Source organism: Baekduia sp. Peel2402, assembly GCF_052567285.1.
In genome coordinates, this window is the sequence record NZ_CP199582.1 from 514,982 (window position 1) to 536,112 (window position 21,131).

The 21,131-nt window shown below is 71.2% G+C and carries 19 protein-coding genes; 7 read left to right on the plus strand and 12 right to left on the minus strand.

The window, feature by feature from the left end:
- The first annotated feature begins 5 nt into the window (after positions 1 to 5).
- A complete protein-coding gene (msrB, locus tag ACT01A_RS02605; protein WP_445150684.1) occupies positions 6 to 428 on the plus strand; it encodes a peptide-methionine (R)-S-oxide reductase MsrB in 423 nt (140 codons plus the stop codon).
- 237 nt (positions 429 to 665) lie between these two features.
- Here the strand turns inward: msrB and ACT01A_RS02610 are convergent, their stop codons facing one another.
- Genes ACT01A_RS02610 through ACT01A_RS02620 form a run of 3 tightly spaced genes read right to left on the minus strand, consistent with a single transcriptional unit; the run spans position 666 to position 4,312 of the window.
- Positions 666 to 2,198 carry a Calx-beta domain-containing protein gene (locus tag ACT01A_RS02610; RefSeq protein WP_445150685.1) on the minus strand — a complete coding sequence of 511 codons (1,533 nt, stop codon included), beginning with the start codon at positions 2,196 to 2,198 and terminating at the stop codon, positions 666 to 668.
- A 32-nt stretch (positions 2,199 to 2,230) separates the two neighbouring features.
- Entirely contained in the window at positions 2,231 to 3,886 is a 1,656-nt protein-coding gene (locus ACT01A_RS02615) for an FAD-dependent oxidoreductase (RefSeq protein ID WP_445150686.1), read from the minus strand.
- A 57-nt stretch (positions 3,887 to 3,943) separates the two neighbouring features.
- On the minus strand, positions 3,944 to 4,312 hold the full coding sequence (locus ACT01A_RS02620) for a hypothetical protein (protein ID WP_445150687.1): 369 nt from the start codon (positions 4,310 to 4,312) through the stop codon (positions 3,944 to 3,946).
- A 218-nt stretch (positions 4,313 to 4,530) separates the two neighbouring features.
- On the opposite strand from ACT01A_RS02620, the gene ACT01A_RS02625 reads away from it, so the two are divergent.
- The gene (locus ACT01A_RS02625) at positions 4,531 to 6,804 is read left to right on the plus strand and encodes a hypothetical protein (protein ID WP_445150688.1); all 2,274 of its coding nucleotides are present in this window, start codon (positions 4,531 to 4,533) and stop codon (positions 6,802 to 6,804) included.
- Positions 6,805 to 6,817: 13 nt separating this feature from the next.
- On the opposite strand, the gene ACT01A_RS02630 is transcribed toward ACT01A_RS02625, so the two are convergent.
- From ACT01A_RS02630 to ACT01A_RS02640, 3 genes are all read right to left on the minus strand, one after another.
- Positions 6,818 to 8,239: an SDR family NAD(P)-dependent oxidoreductase gene (locus tag ACT01A_RS02630; protein ID WP_445150689.1), complete on the minus strand. Its 1,422-nt coding sequence runs from the start codon at positions 8,237 to 8,239 to the stop codon at positions 6,818 to 6,820.
- 66 nt (positions 8,240 to 8,305) lie between these two features.
- On the minus strand, positions 8,306 to 9,889 hold the full coding sequence (locus ACT01A_RS02635) for an outer membrane protein assembly factor BamB family protein (RefSeq protein WP_445150690.1): 1,584 nt from the start codon (positions 9,887 to 9,889) through the stop codon (positions 8,306 to 8,308).
- Positions 9,890 to 10,011: 122 nt separating this feature from the next.
- Positions 10,012 to 10,551 carry a hypothetical protein gene (locus tag ACT01A_RS02640; RefSeq protein WP_445150691.1) on the minus strand — a complete coding sequence of 180 codons (540 nt, stop codon included), beginning with the start codon at positions 10,549 to 10,551 and terminating at the stop codon, positions 10,012 to 10,014.
- 144 nt (positions 10,552 to 10,695) lie between these two features.
- Here ACT01A_RS02640 and ACT01A_RS02645 point away from each other — a divergent pair, with 144 nt between their 5' ends.
- The 3 genes from ACT01A_RS02645 to ACT01A_RS02655 all read left to right on the plus strand — a co-directional run bounded on the left by ACT01A_RS02645 (position 10,696) and on the right by ACT01A_RS02655 (position 13,001).
- Positions 10,696 to 11,229, plus strand: a complete 534-nt coding sequence (locus tag ACT01A_RS02645) for a hypothetical protein (protein WP_445150692.1) — start codon at positions 10,696 to 10,698, stop codon at positions 11,227 to 11,229.
- A gap of 90 nt (positions 11,230 to 11,319) precedes the next feature.
- Positions 11,320 to 12,390: a hypothetical protein gene (locus ACT01A_RS02650; protein ID WP_445150693.1), complete on the plus strand. Its 1,071-nt coding sequence runs from the start codon at positions 11,320 to 11,322 to the stop codon at positions 12,388 to 12,390.
- A 56-nt stretch (positions 12,391 to 12,446) separates the two neighbouring features.
- A complete protein-coding gene (locus ACT01A_RS02655; protein ID WP_445150694.1) occupies positions 12,447 to 13,001 on the plus strand; it encodes a dihydrofolate reductase family protein in 555 nt (184 codons plus the stop codon).
- A gap of 266 nt (positions 13,002 to 13,267) precedes the next feature.
- On the opposite strand, the gene ACT01A_RS02660 is transcribed toward ACT01A_RS02655, so the two are convergent.
- Positions 13,268 to 13,672, minus strand: a complete 405-nt coding sequence (locus tag ACT01A_RS02660; protein ID WP_445150695.1) for a MerR family transcriptional regulator — start codon at positions 13,670 to 13,672, stop codon at positions 13,268 to 13,270.
- 206 nt (positions 13,673 to 13,878) lie between these two features.
- On the opposite strand from ACT01A_RS02660, the gene ACT01A_RS02665 reads away from it, so the two are divergent.
- Together ACT01A_RS02665 and ACT01A_RS02670 are read left to right on the plus strand one after the other, a co-directional pair.
- A complete protein-coding gene (locus ACT01A_RS02665) occupies positions 13,879 to 14,271 on the plus strand; it encodes a hypothetical protein (protein ID WP_445150696.1) in 393 nt (130 codons plus the stop codon).
- 11 nt (positions 14,272 to 14,282) lie between these two features.
- Positions 14,283 to 15,308 carry a hypothetical protein gene (locus tag ACT01A_RS02670; RefSeq protein ID WP_445150697.1) on the plus strand — a complete coding sequence of 342 codons (1,026 nt, stop codon included), beginning with the start codon at positions 14,283 to 14,285 and terminating at the stop codon, positions 15,306 to 15,308.
- 290 nt (positions 15,309 to 15,598) lie between these two features.
- On the opposite strand, the gene ACT01A_RS02675 is transcribed toward ACT01A_RS02670, so the two are convergent.
- From ACT01A_RS02675 to ACT01A_RS02695, 5 genes are read right to left on the minus strand one after another with little or no spacing between them, the layout of a single operon-like run.
- The gene (locus ACT01A_RS02675; protein ID WP_445150698.1) at positions 15,599 to 16,765 is read right to left on the minus strand and encodes a cytochrome P450; all 1,167 of its coding nucleotides are present in this window, start codon (positions 16,763 to 16,765) and stop codon (positions 15,599 to 15,601) included.
- Positions 16,766 to 16,772: 7 nt separating this feature from the next.
- Complete coding sequence (locus tag ACT01A_RS02680) at positions 16,773 to 17,645, minus strand: VOC family protein (RefSeq protein ID WP_445150699.1); 873 nt, start codon at positions 17,643 to 17,645, stop codon at positions 16,773 to 16,775.
- A 14-nt stretch (positions 17,646 to 17,659) separates the two neighbouring features.
- Positions 17,660 to 18,511 carry an NmrA family NAD(P)-binding protein gene (locus tag ACT01A_RS02685; RefSeq protein ID WP_445150700.1) on the minus strand — a complete coding sequence of 284 codons (852 nt, stop codon included), beginning with the start codon at positions 18,509 to 18,511 and terminating at the stop codon, positions 17,660 to 17,662.
- Positions 18,508 to 20,043 (minus strand): bifunctional 3-(3-hydroxy-phenyl)propionate/3-hydroxycinnamic acid hydroxylase, encoded by a 1,536-nt coding sequence (locus ACT01A_RS02690; protein WP_445150701.1) that lies wholly within the window; start codon positions 20,041 to 20,043, stop codon positions 18,508 to 18,510. Before ACT01A_RS02690 ends, ACT01A_RS02685 begins: the two co-directional genes overlap by 4 nt.
- A gap of 3 nt (positions 20,044 to 20,046) precedes the next feature.
- Positions 20,047 to 21,054, minus strand: coding sequence for a fumarylacetoacetate hydrolase family protein (locus ACT01A_RS02695; RefSeq protein WP_445150702.1), 1,008 nt, complete (start codon positions 21,052 to 21,054; stop codon positions 20,047 to 20,049).
- Positions 21,055 to 21,131 lie beyond the last annotated feature (77 nt).

A 21,131-nucleotide genomic window follows, 5' to 3' on the forward strand; every position in this document is an offset into this window, starting at 1 on the left:
GTGCGGTGCCCGACCTGAGACTGATGAGCATGGACAAGATCGCAAAGACCGAGGATCAGTGGCGCGAGGAGCTCTCGCCCGCCCAGTACGCCGTACTGCGTCAGCAGGCCACGGAGCCGCCTTTCACGGGCGAGTACGTGGACACCGAGACGCCCGGCGTCTACAAGTGCGCCGGCTGCGGAGCCGAGCTGTTCCGCTCCGATGACAAGTTCCACTCCGGCTCCGGCTGGCCGTCCTTCACGGACCCCGCCGTCGCCGACGTGGTCGAGCTGCGCCAGGACACCTCCCACGGCATGGTCCGCACCGAGGCCCTATGCGCCAAGTGCGGCGGCCACCTGGGCCACGTCTTCGACGACGGCCCGGCCGACAAGGGCGGCATGCGGTACTGCATCAACAGCTGCGCGCTGCAGCTGGACGCCGGCAACTAGCCGCCGGCGCTAGCCCGATTCGCCTCGCGCAGGGCCGCCCCGGAGAACGGTGGCGGCCCGGCGCTCGAGGCCGGATGGCGCCCTGAACTTCGCCATCCGGCCGCGACCGACGGACCTTAGGCCGACCTATTCCCACCTAAGTACGTTCTGTCACCGGTTCTGTGACGGCGAGGTCCGACGAAAGTTTCGCGCCGGCCGCGCAAGCGGCACGTGGGCGTTCCGCTCGGCGGAAGATCGCTAGCCGCGCACCGCGATCGAGCGGCTGAGCACCGTGCGGTTGCCGGCCGCGTCGGTGGCGGTGACGCGCAGGCGCGCGGTGAAGCGACGCTTGGCGTGCGCGACGAGCTTGGCCGACGGCTTCAGGCGCACCGTGCGCTTGCCGGCCGCGCGCGGGAGCGCCTTGGAGGCGAGCGTCACGTCGCCCGCGCGCGCAAGGGTCGCGCGGCCGGTGCTGCCGAGCAGCTCGACCTCCAGCGCGCTGGCCTCGCTCGGCGTGAGTTCGATCGTGACGCCGCGCAGGAACGCGGCGCGGGTCATGGTCTTCGGCGCGCGGCCGAGGACGATGCGGGGCGCGGCGCGATCGCCCGCTGAGGCCACCGGCGCGACGGGGGTCGGCGTCGGCGTGGGCGTGGGCGTGGGCGTCGCGGGCGGCGCGGGCGCGACCGGCGGGCGGTCCACGATCGTCAGCGTCGCGTTGGACGGGTTGGCCAGCGCGCCGCCGACCGGGTTGACCAGCGCCAGGTCGACGGTCTCGTCGCCCTCGGTCAGGGCGTCGGCGGCCAGCGGGACGGTCACGGTCTTGACGGTCTCCTCGGGCCCGAAGGTCAGCGTGGCGGGCGCGGGCGTGTAGTCCTGACCACCGGTCGCCGAGCCGCCGCCGAACGCGAGCGAGACCTTGGCCGGGCCGCGGCCCGAGCGCACGACCGACACGTTCGCCGTCCCGCCCTCCGCGCCGGTGACCTTGGCGTCGGCGAAGCGGAAGCTGCTCGGGTCGGCCTGTGGCTCGCCGTAGATGAGGTCGTCGAGCGCGACGACGTCGACGCCGGCCGTGCCGTCCACCGACCCGGACGCCAGCGTGTGGTTGCCGAGCGTCATCTCGACGCGGGCCACGCGCTCACCCGCGTTGAACGAGGTGCCGATGAACGACAGGCCGTTGTTGATGGTGTTGAGCGAGTTGCCGGACAACTTCTTGCCGTCGGCGCCGTAGTACTCGATGTAGGTGACGCTGCTGTCGACGTCCGCGAACACCGCGCCGAACCCGTTGACGGTGGCCGGGATCGTCGTCCCGGGGACGTAGAAGTACACGTCGATCGTGGTCGCGAAGCGGGGCGCGAAGAGCCGCTGGCCGCTGAACGTCTGGAAGATGGCGGAGTAGCTCGCGTCGACGTTGCCGAACCGCACGGCCGTCCCCGACGGGTTGAGCGTGGCGGCACTGACCCGGAACTGGTGCTGTCCACCGATGTTGGCGACCGACTCGAAGACCACGCCGCGCGGCGAGGTCTTGTTGAAGTAGTCGTAGGGCAGCGCGGCTGGCTCGGCGAGGCTGTCGGGCACGTCGTCCCAGTTGATCTCCCGGCGGCCGGTCGGAAGCGGAGCGGCCACGCCGTTGTCGGGCCCGCCGAGATCTGTCCGGAACTGGCCGACCGCGGTCTGAAGCGCGGCGGCGTTCGTGCCCGACGCGACGCGGAGCACCGACGCCCCGTACGCAGTCCCGCCAAGGAGCGGCGCCGCGAGCGCGGTCAGCGCGAACACCATCCGGGTCCGTCTCATGCCGCCAACGTACGGCGATCTGGCCCTCACGGTCAATGCGCGGCGCGCAACGCGTGAACGAATCGCACCGCGATCGACCCCTCACCGACCGCCGACGCTACGCGCTTGACGGAGCCATGCCGGACGTCCCCGGCCGCCAGCACGCCGGGCAGGCTGGTCTCCAGCGCGAACGGCCGGCGGTCCAGCGGCCACGCGGCGTCGCCGTCGCCCGGCACGTCGTCGCCGGTGCGCAGGAACCCGTGGTCGTCGCGCGCGATCTCCGCGGGCAGCCACTCGGTGTGCGGGTTGGCGCCGATCAGGACGAAGAGCGCGTCGGCCGCGACCGTCTCCTCGCCGCCGCTGGGGCCGTCGCGGAGCACGAGCTCGCGCAGGCGGCCGTCTCCTCCCCCGCCGGTGATCGTCGTGCCCGTGCGCACCTCGATGTTGGCCGTCGCCCCGATCTCCTGGACCAAGTAGTGCGACATGCCGGCCTCCAGCGCGGGGCCGCGCACGACGAGCGTGACGCGCCGCGCGTAGCGCGCCAGGTGCAGCGCCGCCTGCCCGGCGGAGTTTGCGCCGCCCGCGACGAAGACGTCGGTGCCGCTGAGCGCGTGGGCAAGCGAGGCCGGCCCGCCGTAGAAGACGCCGGCGCCGGTGAGCGCCTCTAGCGACGGGACGTCCAGGCGCCGGTAGCTCGCCCCGGTGGCGAGGATCACGGCGGCGGCGTTGACGCTGCGGTCGTCGGCCAGCGTCAGCGTGAGCTGATCGTCCGCGCGGGTCAGCGTCGTCACGTGGTGCATGAACACGAAGCTCGCGCCGAAGACCGCGGCCTGCTCGTGGGCCAGCTCGGCCAGCCGGCTGCCGCTCACGCCGCGCGGGAAGCCGAGGTAATTGCGGATCGCGGAGCTCGACCGCGCCTGTCCCCCGATCCCGCGCTCGTCGATCACCAGCGTGCGCAGGCCTTCGGAGGCGCCGTAGACGGCGGCCGACAGACCGGCGGGCCCGGCGCCGACGATCACCACGTCGAAGTCGCTGCCGTCGAAGTCGGTCGGCGCGCCCGCCGCCTCGGCAATCTCGGCGTTGGACGGATCGCTCAGCGCGCGCCCGTCCGGCAGGATCATCACCGGGAGCGTGATCGGGGGCGACGTCCGGGCCAGGAGGCGGCGTCCCTCCTCTGAGTCGGCCAGCGAGAAGGTGTGCGGCGCCGCGCAGCTCTGGAAGGTCTCGCGCAGCTCGTGGGCGCGGCCCGACCACTCCGCGCCGATGATGTGCACGGTGTGCGGGACCTTGCGCTGCTCGGTCGCCCACTCCAGCAGGAAGGTCGCGATGGTGTGGTGGAAGACCTCGTCAGGCCACGCCGCGGGCAGCGGGACGTAGTAGTCGATGGCGCCGAGCGCGATCGCGTCGACGATCGCCGCGGCGGTCGGCGGATCGGCCAACGCGTCCCACGCGACCATCAACCCGCACTTGGCGTGTGGATGGAGCTGGCGCGCACGCTCCAGCAGCCCGCCGCCCGTTACGCCGGCCAGCGTCCGGGCGATCAGGATCAGCGCCACCTCCTCCCCCGTGGCCAGCGTGTCCAGCGCGGTGTCAGGATCGTTCGCCGCGACGACGCGGTAGTCGCCGCCGTAGCGCCGGTCGAGCTGCGCCTCGACAGCGTCGAGCACAGCCGTGTCACCGTCGATGACCAGGATCAGGGGAAGCGGCATCGTGCACGCCTCAACGGCGCTCCGCGCACGCGCTTACGCGAGCGGGCGCGTCCGGGCTCAGCCGGCTTCGCGCAGGGCGAGGACGCCCATGACGATCGCGCTGAGCGCCACCGCCGTGACGACCGTCGACGTCGACTTGGGCAGGTAGCCCGCGCGACCTCCGGCGATGCCGGCCAGCGCGTCGGCGGCATCGCAGCCGACGCCGATCATCAGCCACTGGCGGCGCGCGTCGCCCGTGCTGGTCAGGATCCCGATCCCCAGCGCGGCGTCACGGACACCGAACAGCCGCGCGAGGTAGGGCGCCTGCGGGTTGGCCTCCGCGTCGAGCCCGAAGGCTCCGCCGGCCAGGCGCGGCGTCGCGAACGCCGATCCGCCCACCGCCAGTCGCGTGATCGCCAGGGACTTGATGTGACTGAGGCGGGCCATGGCGAGACCCTATCCGGGCTGGCGAGTCTTAGGCAGATGGGTCGACGACCGTCAGCGACACGCTGCTGGAACACCATTCGTCCAGCGACCCGGGCCCGCGATGCACAGGCTGACTCGATCACTTGACAAGCCTTTCCTTCTGAGTTTTCCTGCACGCCGCGCCACGGAGCCATGTCGGCGGCGCAAGCCACGAGAAGGAACTCGGAAGGGGATTCGCCATGGATGGGGTTGTCGCAAGCACGCGCCAGGACGGCGCGCTGTGCCGGATCGTCGCGTTCGTCGCCGTCGCGCTGGCCGCGGTCCTGGCACTGGGTGCACCGGTTGCCGCGGCCGCCCCGCCGGCCGCCGCGGGCCCGATGACGCAGGTGTTCGGAGACGAGTTCAACGCCTCGGCCCTCGACACGTCCGTCTGGACGCCGGGATGGATGAGCGCTGCGGCGATCTCCGGGCCGATGTCCGACCGCTGCGTAGCGAAGGACAACGTCACGCAGAGCGGTGATGGGGTCCTGCGGCTCAAGCTGACGCTGCCCAACGGCACCTGTGCCCTGGACTCCGGGACTGAGACCGGCGCGCTAGTGGAGTCGAGCCCGGCCGATGGCGTGGCCGGCCACGCGGGCTTCTCCTTCACCTACGGCTACGTCGAGTGGCGCGCGCAGCTGCCGGCCGGCAACGCGGAGTGCCCCACCACCAGCTGCGTCGCCGCCACCCCTCAGCTGTGGAGCATGCCGGGAGACGCCGTCTTCCACTCCTTCGAGATCGACACCATGGAGGGCCAGCACGGCAACGCGTGCTGGAACACGCACGGCGTGGTCGCCGACCCCGGCACGCCGCCGTTCGGCGCTCCCGCGCCCGGGTGCGCGGCGGGCTCGCCGTTGGTCACCGGCTTCCACACCTACGGCGCGCTGTGGACGCCGAGCGGGGTCGAGTTCTTCTACGACGGGCAGAAGGTCGGGGACGGGCGACCCGGCATCCACTCGACCAACGAACCCCAGTTCCTGGTGATGGACCTCATCAACGCCACCAGCTTCGTGATGACCTCGACCAAGGAGCTCCAGGTCGACTGGGTCCACGTGTGGCAGACCGACAGCGACGGAGACGGCGTGCCGGATGCCTCCGACCGCTGCCCGTCCGTGCAGGGTCCTGCGGCCTCGCACGGGTGCCCGCCGCCAACGGCGACGACCGGGACCGCCACGGGGATCGGGGAGGCCAAGGCGACGCTGACCTCAACCGTTGACCCGTACGGCGACACGGATGCGTCCTACCACTTCGAGTACGGCCTCACGACCAGCTACGACCACTCGACCGCCGCGGAGGGCACCGGCTCGGCGCTCGGCTCGCACGCCTACAACAAGACGATCTCCGCGCTCGCCCCGAACAGGACCTACCACTACCGCATCGTCGCGGAGGGCACGGGCGGGAGGACGAACGGCGCCGATCACACCTTTACGACACTCGCCCCTGAGAGCAGCCCGCAGTGGCTCGTTCGTGACTCGAGCACCAACAACCAGTGGTTGTACTTCCGCGGGAGCAGCGGCGTGATCTGCGCCGATGACTTCGACGCGCTGGGCTGGCACACCGGCTGCCCAGGCTCGGGCGCGCAGGCGGCCGCGGCCGGCAGCGTCCCGGTCGCCGTCCGCGACAGCGCGGGCAACCAGTGGGTCTACTACCGAGGGACCAACGGCGCGGTCTGTGCCCTGGCCTTCGCGGCCGGCAGCGGATGGTCGTCGGGCTGCCATACCGAGGCGCAGGCGATCGCCGCCAACTCGAGCCCCACGGCCGTGCGCGACGCCAGCGGCAACCAGTGGATCTACTACCAGGGCACCAACTCGGCCATCTGCGCGCTGACCTTCTCCGCCGGCGGCGGCTGGTCCTCAGGGTGCCAGGCCGGTCTTGCGGCGCAGCCCGCCTCGACCGGGTCGTCCCCGAGCGTGGTCCGCGACCCGCAGACGGGGAACCAGTGGATCTACTACGCCGGCTCGAACGGAGCGATCTGCAACCTCAGCTGGGACTCGAGCTCCTGGTCGAGCGGGTGCAGTGCCGGCTTGGCCGCGCAGGCCGTGGCGTCAGGGACGAGCCCGGCAGTGATGCGCAATCCCGGGACCGGTGCCCAGTGGATCTACTACCACGGCACCAACAACGCCATCTGCGGCATGAGCTTCGATGCATCCGCAGGATGGAGCTCGGGGTGCCAGGCAGGCCTGGCGGCGCAGCTCGCGGCGACGGGAACGAGCCCGACGGCACTGCGTGATGCCTCGAGCGGCAACCAGTGGATCTACTACCAGGGCACGTCCCACGCGTTGTGCGGGCTGAACTTCGACGGGTCATGGCACTCCGGATGCCAGACGGGCCAGGCCATCGGCTCGGCCAACAGCCCGATCGCCGTTCGCGACGAGACGTCCGGCAACCAGTGGATCTACTACCAGGACTCCGCCGCTTCGGTCTGGGGATACAGCTTCGACGCCGCAGGCTGGCAGAACGGACAGATCAGCTGAACCGTCGCCCTCGTCACCAGGGCGAGGGCTTGTAGTCCTTCAAGAACACGCCGTGGATGTCCTCGCCTGCTTCACCGCGGACGATCGGGTCATAGACGCGCGCGGCGCCGTCAACGAGGTCGAGAGGTGCGTGGAAGCCCTCGTCGGCGAGCCGCATCTTGGTCGGGTGCGGCCGCTCGTCGGTGATCCAGCCGGTGTCGACGCTCGTCATGAGGATGCCGTCGGAGAGCAGCTCGGCCGCGCTCGTGCGGGTCAGCATGTTCAGCGCGGCCTTGGCCATGTTGGTGTGCGGGTGGCCGGGACCCTTGTAGCCGCGGCTGAACTGGCCCTCCATCGCCGAGACGTTGACCACGTAGGTCCGGCGGGCGCTCGACGCCGCCAGCGACGGGCGCAGCTGGCTGATGAGGATGAACGGCGCGGTCTGGTTGCAGAGCTGGACTTCGAGCAGCTCGACGGGATCGACCTCGCTCACCACCTGGCTCCAGCTGTTGTGCGGGTGCAGGTCGGGGATCAGCCCGCCCGCGTCGATCGCGGTGCCGGCGGCGACGCGCGCCGCCGAGGCCGAGCCGGACGTCAGCGCCAGCGCGGCGAGCGCGCGTGGCGTCGGCGTCCAGTGCCCGCCGCCGATTGCGCCGGTGGCGGGAGCCTCCTCGGTCCGCCGGAGCGTCACGATCTCCGGCAGCGGCCCGCTCGGCAACGGCACCTGCGCGGTGGCGGCGAGGTGCGCGTACGCCTCGGGAGAGCGGCGCACGGTCTGGGCGGCGTTGTTGATGAGGATGTCCAGCGGGCCCTGGGCGGCGATGTCATCTGCGAGCGCGATGACTTGGCCGGGATCGCGCATGTCGATCCCGACGACGCGCAGGCGATCAATCCATTCAGCGCTGTCGTCCATCGCGGTGAAGCGCCGGACCGCGTCGTTGGGGAAGCGCGTCGTGATCGTCGTGTGCGCGCCGTCGCGCAGCAGGCGCAAGGCGATGTACATCCCGATCTTGGCGCGGCCGCCGGTGAGCAGCGCGCGGCGCCCCGTCAGGTCGGTGCGCGCGCTGCGCCGCTCGTGGTTGTCCGCCGCGCAGGATGGACAGAGCTGGTGGTAGAACGCGTCCACCTCGGTGTAGCGCTGCTTGCAGACGTAGCAGCCGCGAGCGCGCAGGAGGGTGCCCGCGCGGTCGCCGGCGACGCTGGGCTTCAAGGCGAGCCCGCGTGTCTCGTCGTCGATCCGCCCGGGCGCGCCGGTGCCGGTCGCCGCCGTCACGGCGTCGTCGTGCTCGCGGACCGTCGAGCGCCGCTCGGCACGTCGCTGCTGCTTGACGGCCTTAAACAGGCGGCCAACGGCGCGACGCACCGCCACCGCATCGGGGTGCTCGCTGGGAAGTTGCTCGACCTCGGCGATGACGCGGAGCGCGTCGGCGAGGCGATCGGGAGCGATGCTGTCCATAGTCGCGTCACAGCGTAGAGCGACGCGCCTCGCGCCCTGAGTCACATCGGTCCCGAAAAGACGGGCTCAGCGCAGGGTGCGGCGCAGGATGAGCGTCTTGGCGTGCGCCGCGCTCACGCGGATCTCGAGGCGTGCGGTCTTCGCCCGGATCGTCCGGCGGGCCTTCTCGGTCAGGCGCACGTGCCCGCCCTTGGGTACGCGGGCGCGCGCGTGCCAGACGACCTTGCCGCCGGCGCGCACGATTGCGTCGGCGGTGGCGCCCGGGCGCGCGCCGGCGATGGTCAGCGTGAGGCCGTGCCGACGCAAGAGGCCGAGCCGCGTGGCGTGGACCGTGACGCGGCGGGCGGCGGCGGGCAGCACGACCGACGCGGAGGTTGCGTGCGTTGGCTTCGGCGTGGTGAAGGGGATCGGCGTCGCGCCCGGGGCGCCGCCTGGGGGCACCGGCGTCGGCGTCGACGTCGGCGGGATCGTCGGCGTGTCCGCTCCCGGAGGCGTAGGCCCACCGGCGCCCGTCACGCCCACGACGCGTCCGTCGGTCGTCGCCACCGCGATCACGCCCCCAGCCACCGCGATTCCGCCGCTGCCCTCCACCGGCGGGTCGTTCGGCGGGGCCAGCTGCACGTTGAGGTCGACGTCGGCGCTCACCGCAGCGGTCGCGCCGTCGACGCCGATCAGGTGATGGCGGTTGTCCTGCACGAACGCGCGGTCGCCGACGAAGAACGGCCGGCCGAGGATCTGGCTGACGTCCGGGTTGTCGGCCGTGTAGGTCAGGGTCGGCGTCAGCGTCGCCCGGTCGGCGAACGTCAGGCGGCCGTGTTCGCCGAGCCAGGCCACGTGCCCGACGCCGAACGCGGGGACGCTCGTCCGCGTGAACGTGTCGACGATCGCGCCGGTCGCCGTGCTCAGCACGGCGCCGCTGCGGGAGTCGGTGAGCGCGCGCCCGTCGGCGACGACCACCTGCTCGCCGAACCCGGACGCCTGGCCAGGACACGACGTCTGCGTGCTCCAGCGCTGGGCTCCGGCGTGCGTGAACGAGAAGCCGAAGCCGCACTCGTAGCCGAGGTAGACGCCCTGGTCGTCGGCGGCGACGCCCGCGTCGGCGAGGTAGGTCGTAAACGGCGCGTGCCAGCGCAACGTCCCGTCCTGCGCGCCGAGGGCGACAAGCGCCGAGCCTTCGTCGCCGGTCAGGCCGACGTAGAAGATGGTGCCCTTGGCGTAGACGGGCGACTTGTACACGCGGGAGATGTCCAGCGACGCCGGCCCCTTGGCCCAGCGCGTGACGCCGGTGGCCGGGTCCAGCGCGGTGACCACCCCGTGCTGGTCCAACGCGTACAACGTGCCCTCGCCGTAGGTCAGGTCCGTCGCCCTCGCCAGCGACCGGCGCCAGAGCGGCGCTCCCGTCGCGGCATCGAGCGCCACGACCTCCCCCACCGGGCTGTCCCCGGGCACGGGTGAGACCACGAAGACGCGACCGCCGGCGGCCAACGGGTACGACAAGCTCTTGCTCAGCCGCTGGGTCCAGAGGACGTGCAGCGGCCCGTCGAGCGCCGGATCCAACACGCCGCCGGAGTGCCCGGCGTCGCCTTGGAAGGTCGTGGTCTCGGACGCCGCCGCGCCGCCTGCGGCGCCCGCCCCGGCCACGAGGGCCACTGCGGTCGCCAGGGCACGCCGATCGTCCGGATCCGGTTCATGAGCGCGCGTGGCGTACCCCAGCACGCAGTGCCGTTAACGCAATCCGGCCCGGCCGCGGGGCTGCATGGCCGATGTCCGGCCTAGTCGGCCGGGATGATCTCGACGACTACCGAGGAGACGCGCTTGGAGCTCTGGTCGACCACGAAGCTCGTCTCGATCCGGCCCGGGCTCTTGATGACGAAGTAGCCCTTCGACGGCGAGGTCGCCTTCGGGTAGGCCTTCTTGAGCTTCGCCTCGGTCGAGCCGATGCCGATCCCCTTGGCGGTCTTCGGGGTCGTGAACGGCGCCTTGAACGCGTGGCCCTCCCCGGAGGCCAGCGGGGCGGTGATCTGAATGCGCGTGATCTTGCCCTTCTTCACCGAGAAGAGGCCCTCGCCCTTGTCGCCGCTGACCGCGCCCTTGACGCGGAACAGGCACAGGAACGGATCGGAGCAGTCGCCGTTGGCCTTGCCCCACGCCGCCTTGCCGGAGGCGAGGCCGGCGCCGAGCTTCACGCCCGCGATGCTCTTGCCGACGACGATCGTCTTGTCCTTGAACGTCGGCAACGCCGCATCGGCGGTCGGAGCGACCCAGAGGACGGCGCCGAGAGCGAGCAGGCTGAAGGGGGTGCGGGTGCGCATGACGCGCGACCCTACGGGCTGCGGCGGAGGATGCGAGCGCCAGGTTCGACAAAGCACCACCGACCTGTACCAACGTAGAGGTTCACCTGGTGAGCCTCGTCCATCATTCGCACGCGCCGCGGGTTCGTGGCGTATGGTCGAGAGATGCCCACGCGTGCCGTCCCCGCTCTCCTCGCCGTCGCCGCGGTGACCGCCCTCGCCGCCAGCGCCGGGGCCGCGACGCCGGGCGCCACCGCCGAGAAGGTCAGCTGCGCCGCTGAAAAGAAGGCGGTCTCCAAGGCGACGGGCAAGAAGAAGACGACGGCGAAGCGACAGCTCAAGCGCTGCACGGACGTCAACACCGCCAACAAGAAGACGCTCGCGCTCGTCAAGGGCAGCCACTTCGTCGCGGCCACCTCCTTCAAGCAGGAGGACTGGACGTTCTGCGCCAACGGCAAGTACTCGACCGCCACCACCAGCGGCGGCTCCACCGGCCGTTCGACCGGAACCCAATGGCGGACCGCCGATGCGACCTACAAGAGCGCCGGGACCTTCACGGTCATCCTCGAGGACCCGAAGGAGGGCACCTCCGTCGGCGTCGCGCGCAAGGGCGGCAAGTGGATGATCGGCGTCTCGCGCTCCTTCGGCGAGATCGAGGATCTCATCCCGGCCACGCGCACGGCCGCGACCGACTGCTGAGCCGGGCCGCGCGCGGTCGGCGCCTCTGACCCCGTCCAAACGGTCAGGTCCGGCCCGTCGGGCGCCGCCCGGCCTTGTACGTTGGGCGCAATGCGCCTCGTCTCTCGACTAATCGTCTGCCTGTCGCTTTTGGCGGCCGCTCCCGCCTCGGCCTCGGCGGCGATCTCCTACACGCTCGACATCAAGGCCCACCCGAGCGTCTTCAAGGCCAACACCGTGGTCGACGTGCCGCTGTACTTCGTCGAGACGCGCGGCGCCGGGGACCCGGTCGGGATCACGAGCGGAAGCACCCTGCGCAACGTGCGCGCGGACTTCTACAGCTCGCACTCGAAGTTCCTGGGCTTCACGCCGGTGGCGGCGTTCGACGAGGACGGGTGCGACCTCTACTGCATCAACAAGATCCAGTACGTCCACACCTACCAGGAGGGTGTGAAGAGCTCGATCTACTTCAACGCCCAAAGCAAGACGGGCGTACCCATCACGCTCGACAACTCCGGCATCACGGGCCGGACCGAGGTGCTCATGGGCACGTTGAAGATCCAGGTCGGCCCGGTCGTCGAGGTCGCCGGCCACAAGGTGGTGCTCGACGTGGTCTTCCACGACGACCCGATCGGCGGCAACATCATCGTGCCGACGGTCTTCACCCCGGATCACGGGACGCACGGCCTCACGAACATGGTCACCAAGCGGATCATGGTCTTCAACGACGACGTGGTCCCCGAGGGCACCGCGCCCGGTGATGGCGGCGGGACAGGCGGCACGGGCGGCGGCGGCAGCGGTGGTGACGGGACCGGCGGCACGGGCGGCGGCGGGACCGGTGGCGGAAGCGGCGGCGGCTCGGGCGGGACCGGCGGCGCGGGTGGCGGTCCGACCGCAGGCGGTGGCCCGGCGGCCGGTGCTGGCGGACCGGCCAGCGGCAGCGGCTCGCCGACCTCGGCGACGGCCAAGGCGTGCTCTACCGCCAAGACCAAGCTCCGCAAGGCCACCGCGACGGTGAAGAGCGCGAAGAAGCTGGCCGCCAAGCGCGCCCAGCAGGCCAAGAGCGCGCCCGCCGCCAAGCGGACCGCCGCACGCAAGAAGGCCAAGCAGGCGCAGTCCGCGCTCAAGCAGGCCCAGAAGGCGCAGACGACCGCGCAGCGCGCGGTCCGGACCGTCTGCTGATCAGCCCGAGCCATCGCTGGGCGATGACTTCTCGCGAGGCGGTCGGTCTCTATGACATGAGCGATCGCAAAGTGGTTCTCAAGATGGTCCTGTCCCTCGACGGCTTCGCCACCAGCCCCGACGGGACCCACGAGTGGATGTTCGAGTTCTTCGGTGACGACTCGAGCGAGCGCAACCTCCGGGCGCTCGACGAGGCCGGCGTCCACGCGATGGGTCGCCGCAGCTACGAGATCATGGGCCCGCACTGGGCCGCGTCCGAAGGGCCGATCGCGACCGCGATGAACGAGAAGCCGAAGGCGGTCTTCTCCAACACCTTGGAGAAGGCGGACTGGGGACCGGTCGAGATCTTCGGGGATCTGGGCGCGGCGATCGCGGACCTGAAGGCTCGCGACGACGAAGGAACGATCCTCGTCCACGGCGGCCCCACCCTCGCCCAGTCGCTGACCCGCCTCGGCCTCGTCGACGAATTCCAGCTGTCGACGGTCCCGATCGCGATCGGTGCGGGACGCAGCCCGTTCGCGGACCTCGAGCAGCACTTGAAGCTCGAGGTCGTCGATGAGCAACGCTTCAAGAGCGGCGCCCTGGCGCAGGTCCTGGTGCCGAAGCGATAGCAGTAGCGATCGAGGACCGTAGCCCGGGCCTGGCCAGGTCGACGGCCGCGCGCGGGTTACCGCACCGCGGCGTGCTCGCCATCGCCGGGCAGGTCCCGCGAGTGTCGCCGAGGAGGCGCTGCGGCGGATCCGCGTCAGGCGACTACGACGCCGGTTGGCGCTACGGCGCAAGGGCGGCCGGCCTCGTGCCGCATGCCGTGCGGCCCGGAGCCGGGAGGCCGACGCGGTCTTCTCGGGCTACGCAGCAGCCCCGAAGTCAGGCTGGCTCAACTAACTCGCAGCGCCCCTACTCGCTCCAACGCTTTGCCGGTGTGTAGCGCGAGCATCGCGCCGCCGCGGGTTAGGGCTGCGGTGACCGCTTGCTCGTCCGTCACGATGTCGACGTCGCCATTAACCAACAAATAGACGGGCGTCCCGAGGTCCTCACGATGCTCTTGAAGCCGTTCCGCAGCGCGGCGGAGGAGATCCAACGTGACGCCGGCCTCGCGTAGTTCGGACAGGATGGCGACCGTGAGCGCGTCTTGCCGGTCGAAGAGATTCGCTCTGCCGGTGCCGGTCGCGCGGTGGACGCTAGGAGAGACGAGGTCGCGCTCGACCCATGAATGCAGGGTGCGGTACGGAGCGCCGAACGCCTTGGATAGCTGCGGCAAGGTAAAGGCATCGACAGGCACGGCAGTCGCAGGCTATGTCACCGCCGCGAGCGGTTCGGCTCCTCTCGCCCTCAGCGTCCGCATCGAGGCCGCAAGTTCCGGTAAACGCTTCGGGAGCGAAGCAATTTGAAGCCCTGCCGTGCTGGGCTTGCGCGGTAATGCGGCTCCTGCATTCTTCCGTCTGAGCCGCGGTCCACTATGTGCTCTCCGGCAGAAAGGAGAGCGAGATGGGTGGTGGCAAGCGATACGGCAGAGATCAGCCGAAGGCGGCGGCAGTCGACATCGTCACGGATACGAGGGCGGCGGTTGCCGTTGCGGGTGGGATCGGCGCGATGGACGATGCGCCGGACGTATGTCAATTGGTCCGTCGAGTGGCCTTCAAGGTTGCGGACGGCGCTGATCCGCCACCGGTAGGTGCTCCAGTCGTGTTACGGGTCGGTGTGGGGTCCGCGCTGCGGATCTATTTGGCCGTCGGGGATCCTGTAGGACCGGTAACGAACTCGTCGAAGTTGTTGTTGATCGACTGCATGCGCCGTGGATACGCGATGAAGGGCAAGATCGAGTCGGTCGATGCCGATCGGAGCTCCGGAGTCGCGCTCCTCCGTGGCAACCAACTCTGAGGAGGTGTCGTGTGCACGGGGTCGACTCACTGTTTGCCGTTTGTGAACAACATGTCGAGTGTCCCGCCGCGTCGGTCTGCGGCCTGGCGTACACGGAGCATGCATGTCGTGCGCACCAGCATCCTTCCGACCCTGGCGGTGAGCATGTGCTGCACCCGCGGTCGAATGCCTTCAACGACTGGTTTCGGGCGCTCGGAGGCCTGGATTTCGAGGACGTTGGTGCGCGGCCTTTGACATTGCCAACGCTCGGGGCGTACATCCCGCAGATCGACAACCACAGAGGGCTCCGCGGAAGCCTCGACGGGTCTGTGTACGCCGTCCGAGTGCGCAGCGTGCTGCGCTCCAAGGGTGTAATGCGTGCTGCGGAGGTCCGTGAGCGCCACGAGCTTCGGGCCGATCAGCAGCTGATCCTACTGTTGTTCGACCGGGACGAACTACTCGAGCGTCTATGGACCACCGACATGGTGATGTCGATCGCGCTCGCGCGGTACGACGTGGTTATAGCGCCATCCTACTCCGGGTGGATGCCTCGGCCCCCCGTCGAGTCGCTGGTCAACGCGAAGCGCTCGCTGGCGTACTACGCAGCGCTGAACGAAGCCGGAGCAAATGCTGTCCCGCGGATGCTCTGGCAGGCCGAGCACGACGTCGATCGCTGGGCTGACTGGGTGCTCAGCAATCTCAGCGCGGTCCGTTTGGTGGCCATCGATCTGCAGACCTATCGCAGCGCGTCGGATTGGGCTATGCAGATGGAGGGATTGACGCGATTCGACGAACGAACAGGACGACACCTCTCGTATCTGGTCAACGGGCCGACGACGCGGCCGCGAATCGAAGAACTGCATGATGCCGTGACGGCCGAACGGCTGCACTTGACCAACGCAACAACCCAGTGGGGTCTGCGTCCATTGCGCAGCGGCCAACGATCGCCGCTGTTGGACATCCGGCCGCGTGGAAGCCGCTTCGTCATGCAGGTCGCAGGTCAGGAAGCGATGCTCGCTGAGGCGGTAGCGGCAACCCGTCTTGCCGCCACCGGTTGAGTGTCTTCCGTTAGCTGTTCGCAATGGGATCGAGGAGGTCTTGGGCGTCACGCCGGGCAACCTCGAAGCCGTGGACATGTGAGCGAGCACGACGCCGGCCGATGGGCAAACGGCACCACGACGACCTGCGCGAGCCGCTGCGGCGGGCGCGTGCTCTCGATGACCGGCTGGTCTCAACGATTGACATTGCTGAACGTGTCCTGCAACTCAGCGACTGGCGTGATCGCCAGCGCCCGCCGCGGGCATCTGTGTAAATCGACCTTCCCGCTGAACCCGCAGCAGGGATCCCGCTACGAGAAGCAGGCGCGGAGCGAGCGGAAGCCCTGGAGCGTGTTGTTGCGCAGCCGTCGCGGGGTGTGGACGCTGACCGACTGCACGCACGGCAGCATCGCGCGCAGCAGCGCCTGTAGCTCGAGCTTGGCCAGGAAGATCCCGACGCAGGTGTGTGGGCCGTTGCCCCAGCCGAGGTGGGCGTTGTTGGGGCGGTCGAGGTCGAAGCGCTCCGGGTTAGGGAAGCGCCGCTCGTCGAGGTTCGCCGCGGCGAAGAGCAGCACCACGCGCGACCCCTTCGGCAGCGTCACCCCGTTGATCTCGTGGTCGCGGGCCACCGCGCGCGTGAACCCGCGGATCGGGGCGCCGAGGCGGACCGACTCGACGACCGCGGCGGGGACCAGCGTCGGGTCTGCACGGACGCGCGCGTAGACGTCGGGGTTGTGCGCGAGGTCCCAGAGCAGGTGCGTTGCCGCGAGGATCGTGGTGTCCAGCGACGGCGCGACGAAGTCGATGACCAGGGCGCGCGCCTCGCGGGCGCTGATCTCGCCGCGGTCGCGTGCGGCGAAGACCGAGGCTGCCCAGCTGCCCGGGGCGACGCGCCCAGGCCCGAGCCGCAGCATGTACAACAACATGCCCAGCGAGGTCGGCCCGGTCGTCGCGGAGCGGAAGTTGACCGGGCCGAGCGCGTTGAACGACGCCCCCGCCCAGCGCAGCAGCCGGTCGGCGCCGCCGCGGACGCCAACGAGGTCGGCCACGACGTTGACCGGCACGTGCCGCGAGAACGCCCCGGCCGCGTCGAACTCCCGGCCGACGCCCAACTCGGCGACCACGCGCCGCGCCTGCTGCTCGACGTGCCCCTCGATCTCCTTCAGCGCCTTGGGGTTCAGCGACTCGCGCAGGACCTTGCGGCGCGCGTCGTGCGTGGCGCCGTCGCTGAACAGCGTCGTGTCGCGGGCCAGCAGGTTGGTGACCGGGTTGGCCGCCACGCCGCGACCGCTGACGAAGACGTCGTCGTCGCGCAGCGCGGCCTTGACTTCCTCGTAGCGGCCGATCGCGAACATCCGGTGGCGCGGCAGCCAGACGACCGGGCCGGCGTCGCGGATCCGGGCGAACAGGGCGCGCGAGTCGCGCAGCGCGGGCGCGCCGTAGAGATCCTCGTCGATGACCGGCGCGCTCGTGGCCATCAGCCGCTCAGCCCCGCGGCGCGATCGGGCAGCCGGCGAGCAGGAACTTCAGCGGCGGCGGTCCACCCCACTGGTTGATCGTGCCCGGGTCGATCGGCCACTTGCGCGGCTGGTAGCTGCCCGCCGGCTCCATCTGGGCAAGGTCGGAGCACAGCTCGACCATCGCGCCGTCGTCGTCGTTGAAGTAGGCGAACTGGTTGTTGCCGGGTCCGTGGCGGCTCGGGCCGAAGATCAGCTTGCGGTCGCGGTGGAGCTTGAGGCGGTCGGCGGTCCGGCCCATCGCGTTGAGATCGGCCAGCGTGTAGGCGTAGTGCGACAACTCGGCCTTCGGCGCCCAGACGACGGCCATCCCGTGATGGTCGGGGTCGCAGTGCCACCAGCTGGCCAAGAACCCCATGCGGTCGCTGAAGCGGAAGCCGAGGCCGGCGGACAGGAAGCGCTCCAGGCGGCGCGTGTTGCGGACCTTCAGCGAGACGTGCTCGAACTTCAGCGGGCGATCGCCGGGCGGCGGCGGGGCGACCGTCTCCATCCCGCAGAAGAGCTTGAACACGTGGCCCTCAGGCCCCTCGACCAGCAGCGCGCGGTCGAGGCCCGGGCCGCCGTCGAAGACATCACCCAGCACGCGCCCGCCCGCGTCGGTGACCCGGCGCTTGGCGGTTTCCAGCGCGGCGGCGTCGGCGACCTGTAGGCCGACGTGGTCGTAGCCGCGGCGGACCGGGTCCTGGACCAGCACCAGCTCGTGGTGACGGTCGTTGCAGGTCAGGTAGGACACGTTGTTGACGCGCTCGGTCTCGACCAGGCCGAGGACGTCGCGCTGGAAGTCGACGGCGGCGTCGAGGTCGGGGACGCGGAACGTCACGTGGCCGATGCGGGTGACCATCGGGGGTGAGCCTTTCATGCGGGGGCGCGGGACAGGAGGCGAGCGACGCCGCGGTGGCGGCGCGTGCCGAAGGCGGCGTCGTGCTCGGCCAGGAACGCCGCGACCGCGCGCGGCGGGCGGCCGGTGAGCTCGGCGACCGCGCCGGTCGGCGCGCCGTCGGCGCCGCTGGCGAAGTAGGCGGCCATCCGCAGGGCGTGGTCGACCTCGTGGGCCGAGGCGCCCTGGCGGCGCAGCGCCCGACCAGCTGCGCGCGGCCGCAGCGCGACGTAGTGGACGCCCAGGAGCCGGGCGACGTCGTCGTAGGAAACCGCGGCCGGCCCGGTCAGGTGCCAGGCGCCGCCGGGCCGATCATCGTCGGCGAGCAGCGCGGCGACGGCGACGCTCGCGACGTCGCGCGCGTCGACCATCGCGATCGGCGCGTGCCCCATCGGGGCGAGCAGCAGGCCCAGCCGCGCCACGGTCGGCGCCGCGGTGGCCAGCAGGTTCTGCATCATGAACGAGGAGCGCAGGAAAGCGAACGCCAGGCCGCTGGCCTCGATCGCCTGCTCGCTGGCGAAGTGGGCGACGGCGGTCGGCGTCGGCCCGTTGGGGCCCAGCGACGGCGCGCCGCCGGAGACCTTCACGATCCGCTGGATCCCGGCGTCGCGCGCGGCAGCCAGCGCGTTGGCCTCCAACAACGCCTGGTCGGGGTCGTGCGGGGTCAGCAGGAAGAGGCGGTCGGCGCCGTCCATCCCGGCGCGCAGGCTCGCGACGTCGCGCAGGTCGGCGGCGGGTCGCGACAGGACGCGGACCGGGACGCCGCGTTCCTGGAGCTCGGCGGCGACGTGGCGGCCGATGGTGCCGGTCGCGCCCAGCAGCGCGATCACGCCGCCACCGCCGCGGCGAGCGCCGATGCCGGCTCCGGTCCGCTGCGCACGCCGGTGCCTAAGGTGCGCCGCAATGCGGCGATCGCCCGGGCGGTGTCCCGTGGGCCGGCGCCGCAGGCGAACACGAACCGGTCCGGACGCAGCAGCGCCCACGAGAGGCCGCGGCGCTCCAGCCAGTCCACGTCGCTGAGCGTTCGCGTGGCGATGCCCGCGGCGCGCAGCGCGGCCGTCGCGTCGTCGGCCGTCGCGACGGCCGCCCAGCCGCGTGGGAGCAGGTCGTCGAGCCGGACGCCGTCGATGATCGGCTGCGGGAACAGCGATCCGATCGTGCGCCGCCAGGGCAGCCGGCTCGGGCGCTGTGCGAACGCGCCGGCGCCGTAGGTCGGCAGCGGCTTGGCGCGATCCTCCAGCCACGTCGCGACGCCAGCCCGATGCAAGACCTCCAACGTGCGGTCACGGACGCGGCCGGTGCGCGGATCGGCGGTCTGGACGATCCCGCCCCAGCGCACCGCGAGGTTCTGCATGCTGGTCACGTGGGGCCGCCGCTCCTGCTCGTAGGTGTCGAGCAGGCGGGCGGGGGCGCCACGCAGCACGGCGTCGAGCTTCCACGCCAGGTTGGCGGCGTCGCGCGCGCCCGAGGAGAAGCCCTGGCCGACGAACGGCGGCATGACGTGCGCGGCATCGCCGGCCAGCAGGACGCGCCCCGCCCGCCAGCGCGCGGCCGTGCGCGCGTGGAAGGTGTAGATGACGGCGCGCTCGATCTCGACCTGCTCGTCGCCGATCCATGGCGCCATCAGCTCTGCCATCCGCGCGGGCTTCAGGAACGGCGCGGCGTCCTCGCCCGGGTGCAGCATGAACTCCCAGCGGTGGCGGCCAGGTGACATCGGCAGGCAGACCGTGGGACGGCGCGGGTCGCCGTGGAAGTGCGGATGCGGGGCGCGGGCCAGCGGACGATCCAGCAGCGCGTCGATCACGACCCAGCGCTGGGCGAAGGTCGAGCCGCCGAACGGGATCTGCAACCGGCTGCGGACCGCGCTGCGGCCGCCGTCGCAGCCCACGAGGTACCGCGCGCGCAACCGCTCGGTGCGTCCGCCGCCGGTCGGCCGGACCCAGACCGTCACGCCCTCGGCGTCGCGGTCCAGCGTGTCGAGGCGCAGGCCCCAGCGGGCGTCGACCGCCGGGCGGTCGGCCAGCGCGGCGACCAGCGCGCGCTCCATCGAGGGCTGGTGGATCGAGACCAGCGGCGGTTGGCCGAGATCGCCGGACTCGGTGCGCAGGACCTGGAGGGCTTGACCGGCCGCGGTGACGAACGAGATCGCCGGCTGCACCTGGGCGGCCTCGAGAACCGTCCCGTCGAGGGCCGCCGACTGGAAGATCCGCAGGACCTCGTCGTCGACGACCGCGGCGCGAGGCAAGTTGTAGGGCTCGCTTGCTTCGTCGAGCGCGATGACCGACACGCCGAGGTCGCCGAGCAGCAGCGCCAGCAACTGGCCGACAGGCCCCAGGCCGCAGATCAGGACGTCGGCGTCCACGGGTCAGGCGGCGACCGCGGTGCTCGGCCCAGCATCGGGGGTGATGCGGTTGGTCACCGTGCCGATGCCGTCGATCTCCAGCTCGACGGTCTGGCCGGGCCGGACGAAGCGCTCGATCTCCAGGCCACAGCAGCCGGGCATCGTGCCCGTAGAGAAGACGTCGCCCGCGTCGAGGCGCTCGCCGGCCGAGGCGTAGGCGAGCATCGCGCCGACGTCGTGGGCGGCGCCGGCCGTGGTCCCTTCGCACCAGACCTCGCCGTCGACGCGCACGCGGCCGGTCGCGCGTTGCCAGTCGCCGAGCTCGTCGGCGGTGAGGACGTCACACCCCAGCGAGTTGGCGAAGGTCTTGGACTTGATCACCGGCCCGAAGACGTTGTGGCGCGCGTCGTCGGCCTGCACGTCGCGCGCGGTCCAGTCGTTGAGCACCAGCCAGCCGCCGATCGCGTCGACCGCCTCCTCGGGCGTGGCGTCGATCAGCGGCTTGCGCAGGACGAAGGCCAGCTCGAGCTCGAAGTCCAAGGCCTTGGTGTGGCTCGGCCACCACATCGCGTCGCCGTCGGCGAGCGTCATGGTGTGGTTGGCCATGTACATGGTCGGCGCCGACCAGAAGCGCTGGTTGGGCTTCAGCTTGGGGAACGTGCGCCCGGTGAGGCGCTCGTAGCCGCTGACGACCTTCCACACGGGGGTCGGGAAGTAGTGCTTGACGAGCATCCGGCTGGACTGGATGACGTGCGACTCATACAACATGAACGCGCGGACCGAGCGCGGGCTGAACGGCAGCCCTGCGGCGGCTGGATCGCCGGCGACCGAGGGGTCGTCGCGCACCTCGGCCAGGACGGCGGCGGCCGCGGCGCGCGTGTCGTCGCCGGCGCGCAGGAAGCTCAGCACGTCGGTCGCCGCCGCGGCCAGCTGCGCGTCACGGGACCCGGTGGCCTCCAGGGCCGCGGGCAGCGACACCCACCGGTCCTGGTCGGCGATCAGCAGCCCGTCAGGGGCGGTTCTCAGACGCATGGCCGAGACCGTAGGCCAAAACTGAGAGCTTTGTCAATTCTGATCTGCTCGACCAGGTATTGAGATCCGCGCGGACG

Coding starts and splice junctions, on each gene's coding strand:
- ACT01A_RS02610 (WP_445150685.1), bottom strand. CDS start 2,198: ATGAGACGGACCCGGATGGTGTTCGCGCTGACCGCGCTCGCGGCGCCG.
- ACT01A_RS02650 (WP_445150693.1), top strand. CDS start 11,320: ATGCGCCTCGTCTCTCGACTAATCGTCTGCCTGTCGCTTTTGGCGGCC.
- ACT01A_RS02665 (WP_445150696.1), top strand. CDS start 13,879: ATGGGTGGTGGCAAGCGATACGGCAGAGATCAGCCGAAGGCGGCGGCA.
- ACT01A_RS02615 (WP_445150686.1), bottom strand. CDS start 3,886: ATGCCGCTTCCCCTGATCCTGGTCATCGACGGTGACACGGCTGTGCTC.
- ACT01A_RS02640 (WP_445150691.1), bottom strand. CDS start 10,551: ATGCGCACCCGCACCCCCTTCAGCCTGCTCGCTCTCGGCGCCGTCCTC.
- ACT01A_RS02675 (WP_445150698.1), bottom strand. CDS start 16,765: ATGGCCACGAGCGCGCCGGTCATCGACGAGGATCTCTACGGCGCGCCC.
- ACT01A_RS02645 (WP_445150692.1), top strand. CDS start 10,696: ATGCCCACGCGTGCCGTCCCCGCTCTCCTCGCCGTCGCCGCGGTGACC.
- ACT01A_RS02655 (WP_445150694.1), top strand. CDS start 12,447: ATGAGCGATCGCAAAGTGGTTCTCAAGATGGTCCTGTCCCTCGACGGC.
- ACT01A_RS02680 (WP_445150699.1), bottom strand. CDS start 17,645: ATGGTCACCCGCATCGGCCACGTGACGTTCCGCGTCCCCGACCTCGAC.
- ACT01A_RS02625 (WP_445150688.1), top strand. CDS start 4,531: ATGGATGGGGTTGTCGCAAGCACGCGCCAGGACGGCGCGCTGTGCCGG.
- ACT01A_RS02620 (WP_445150687.1), bottom strand. CDS start 4,312: ATGGCCCGCCTCAGTCACATCAAGTCCCTGGCGATCACGCGACTGGCG.
- ACT01A_RS02695 (WP_445150702.1), bottom strand. CDS start 21,054: ATGCGTCTGAGAACCGCCCCTGACGGGCTGCTGATCGCCGACCAGGAC.
- ACT01A_RS02630 (WP_445150689.1), bottom strand. CDS start 8,239: ATGGACAGCATCGCTCCCGATCGCCTCGCCGACGCGCTCCGCGTCATC.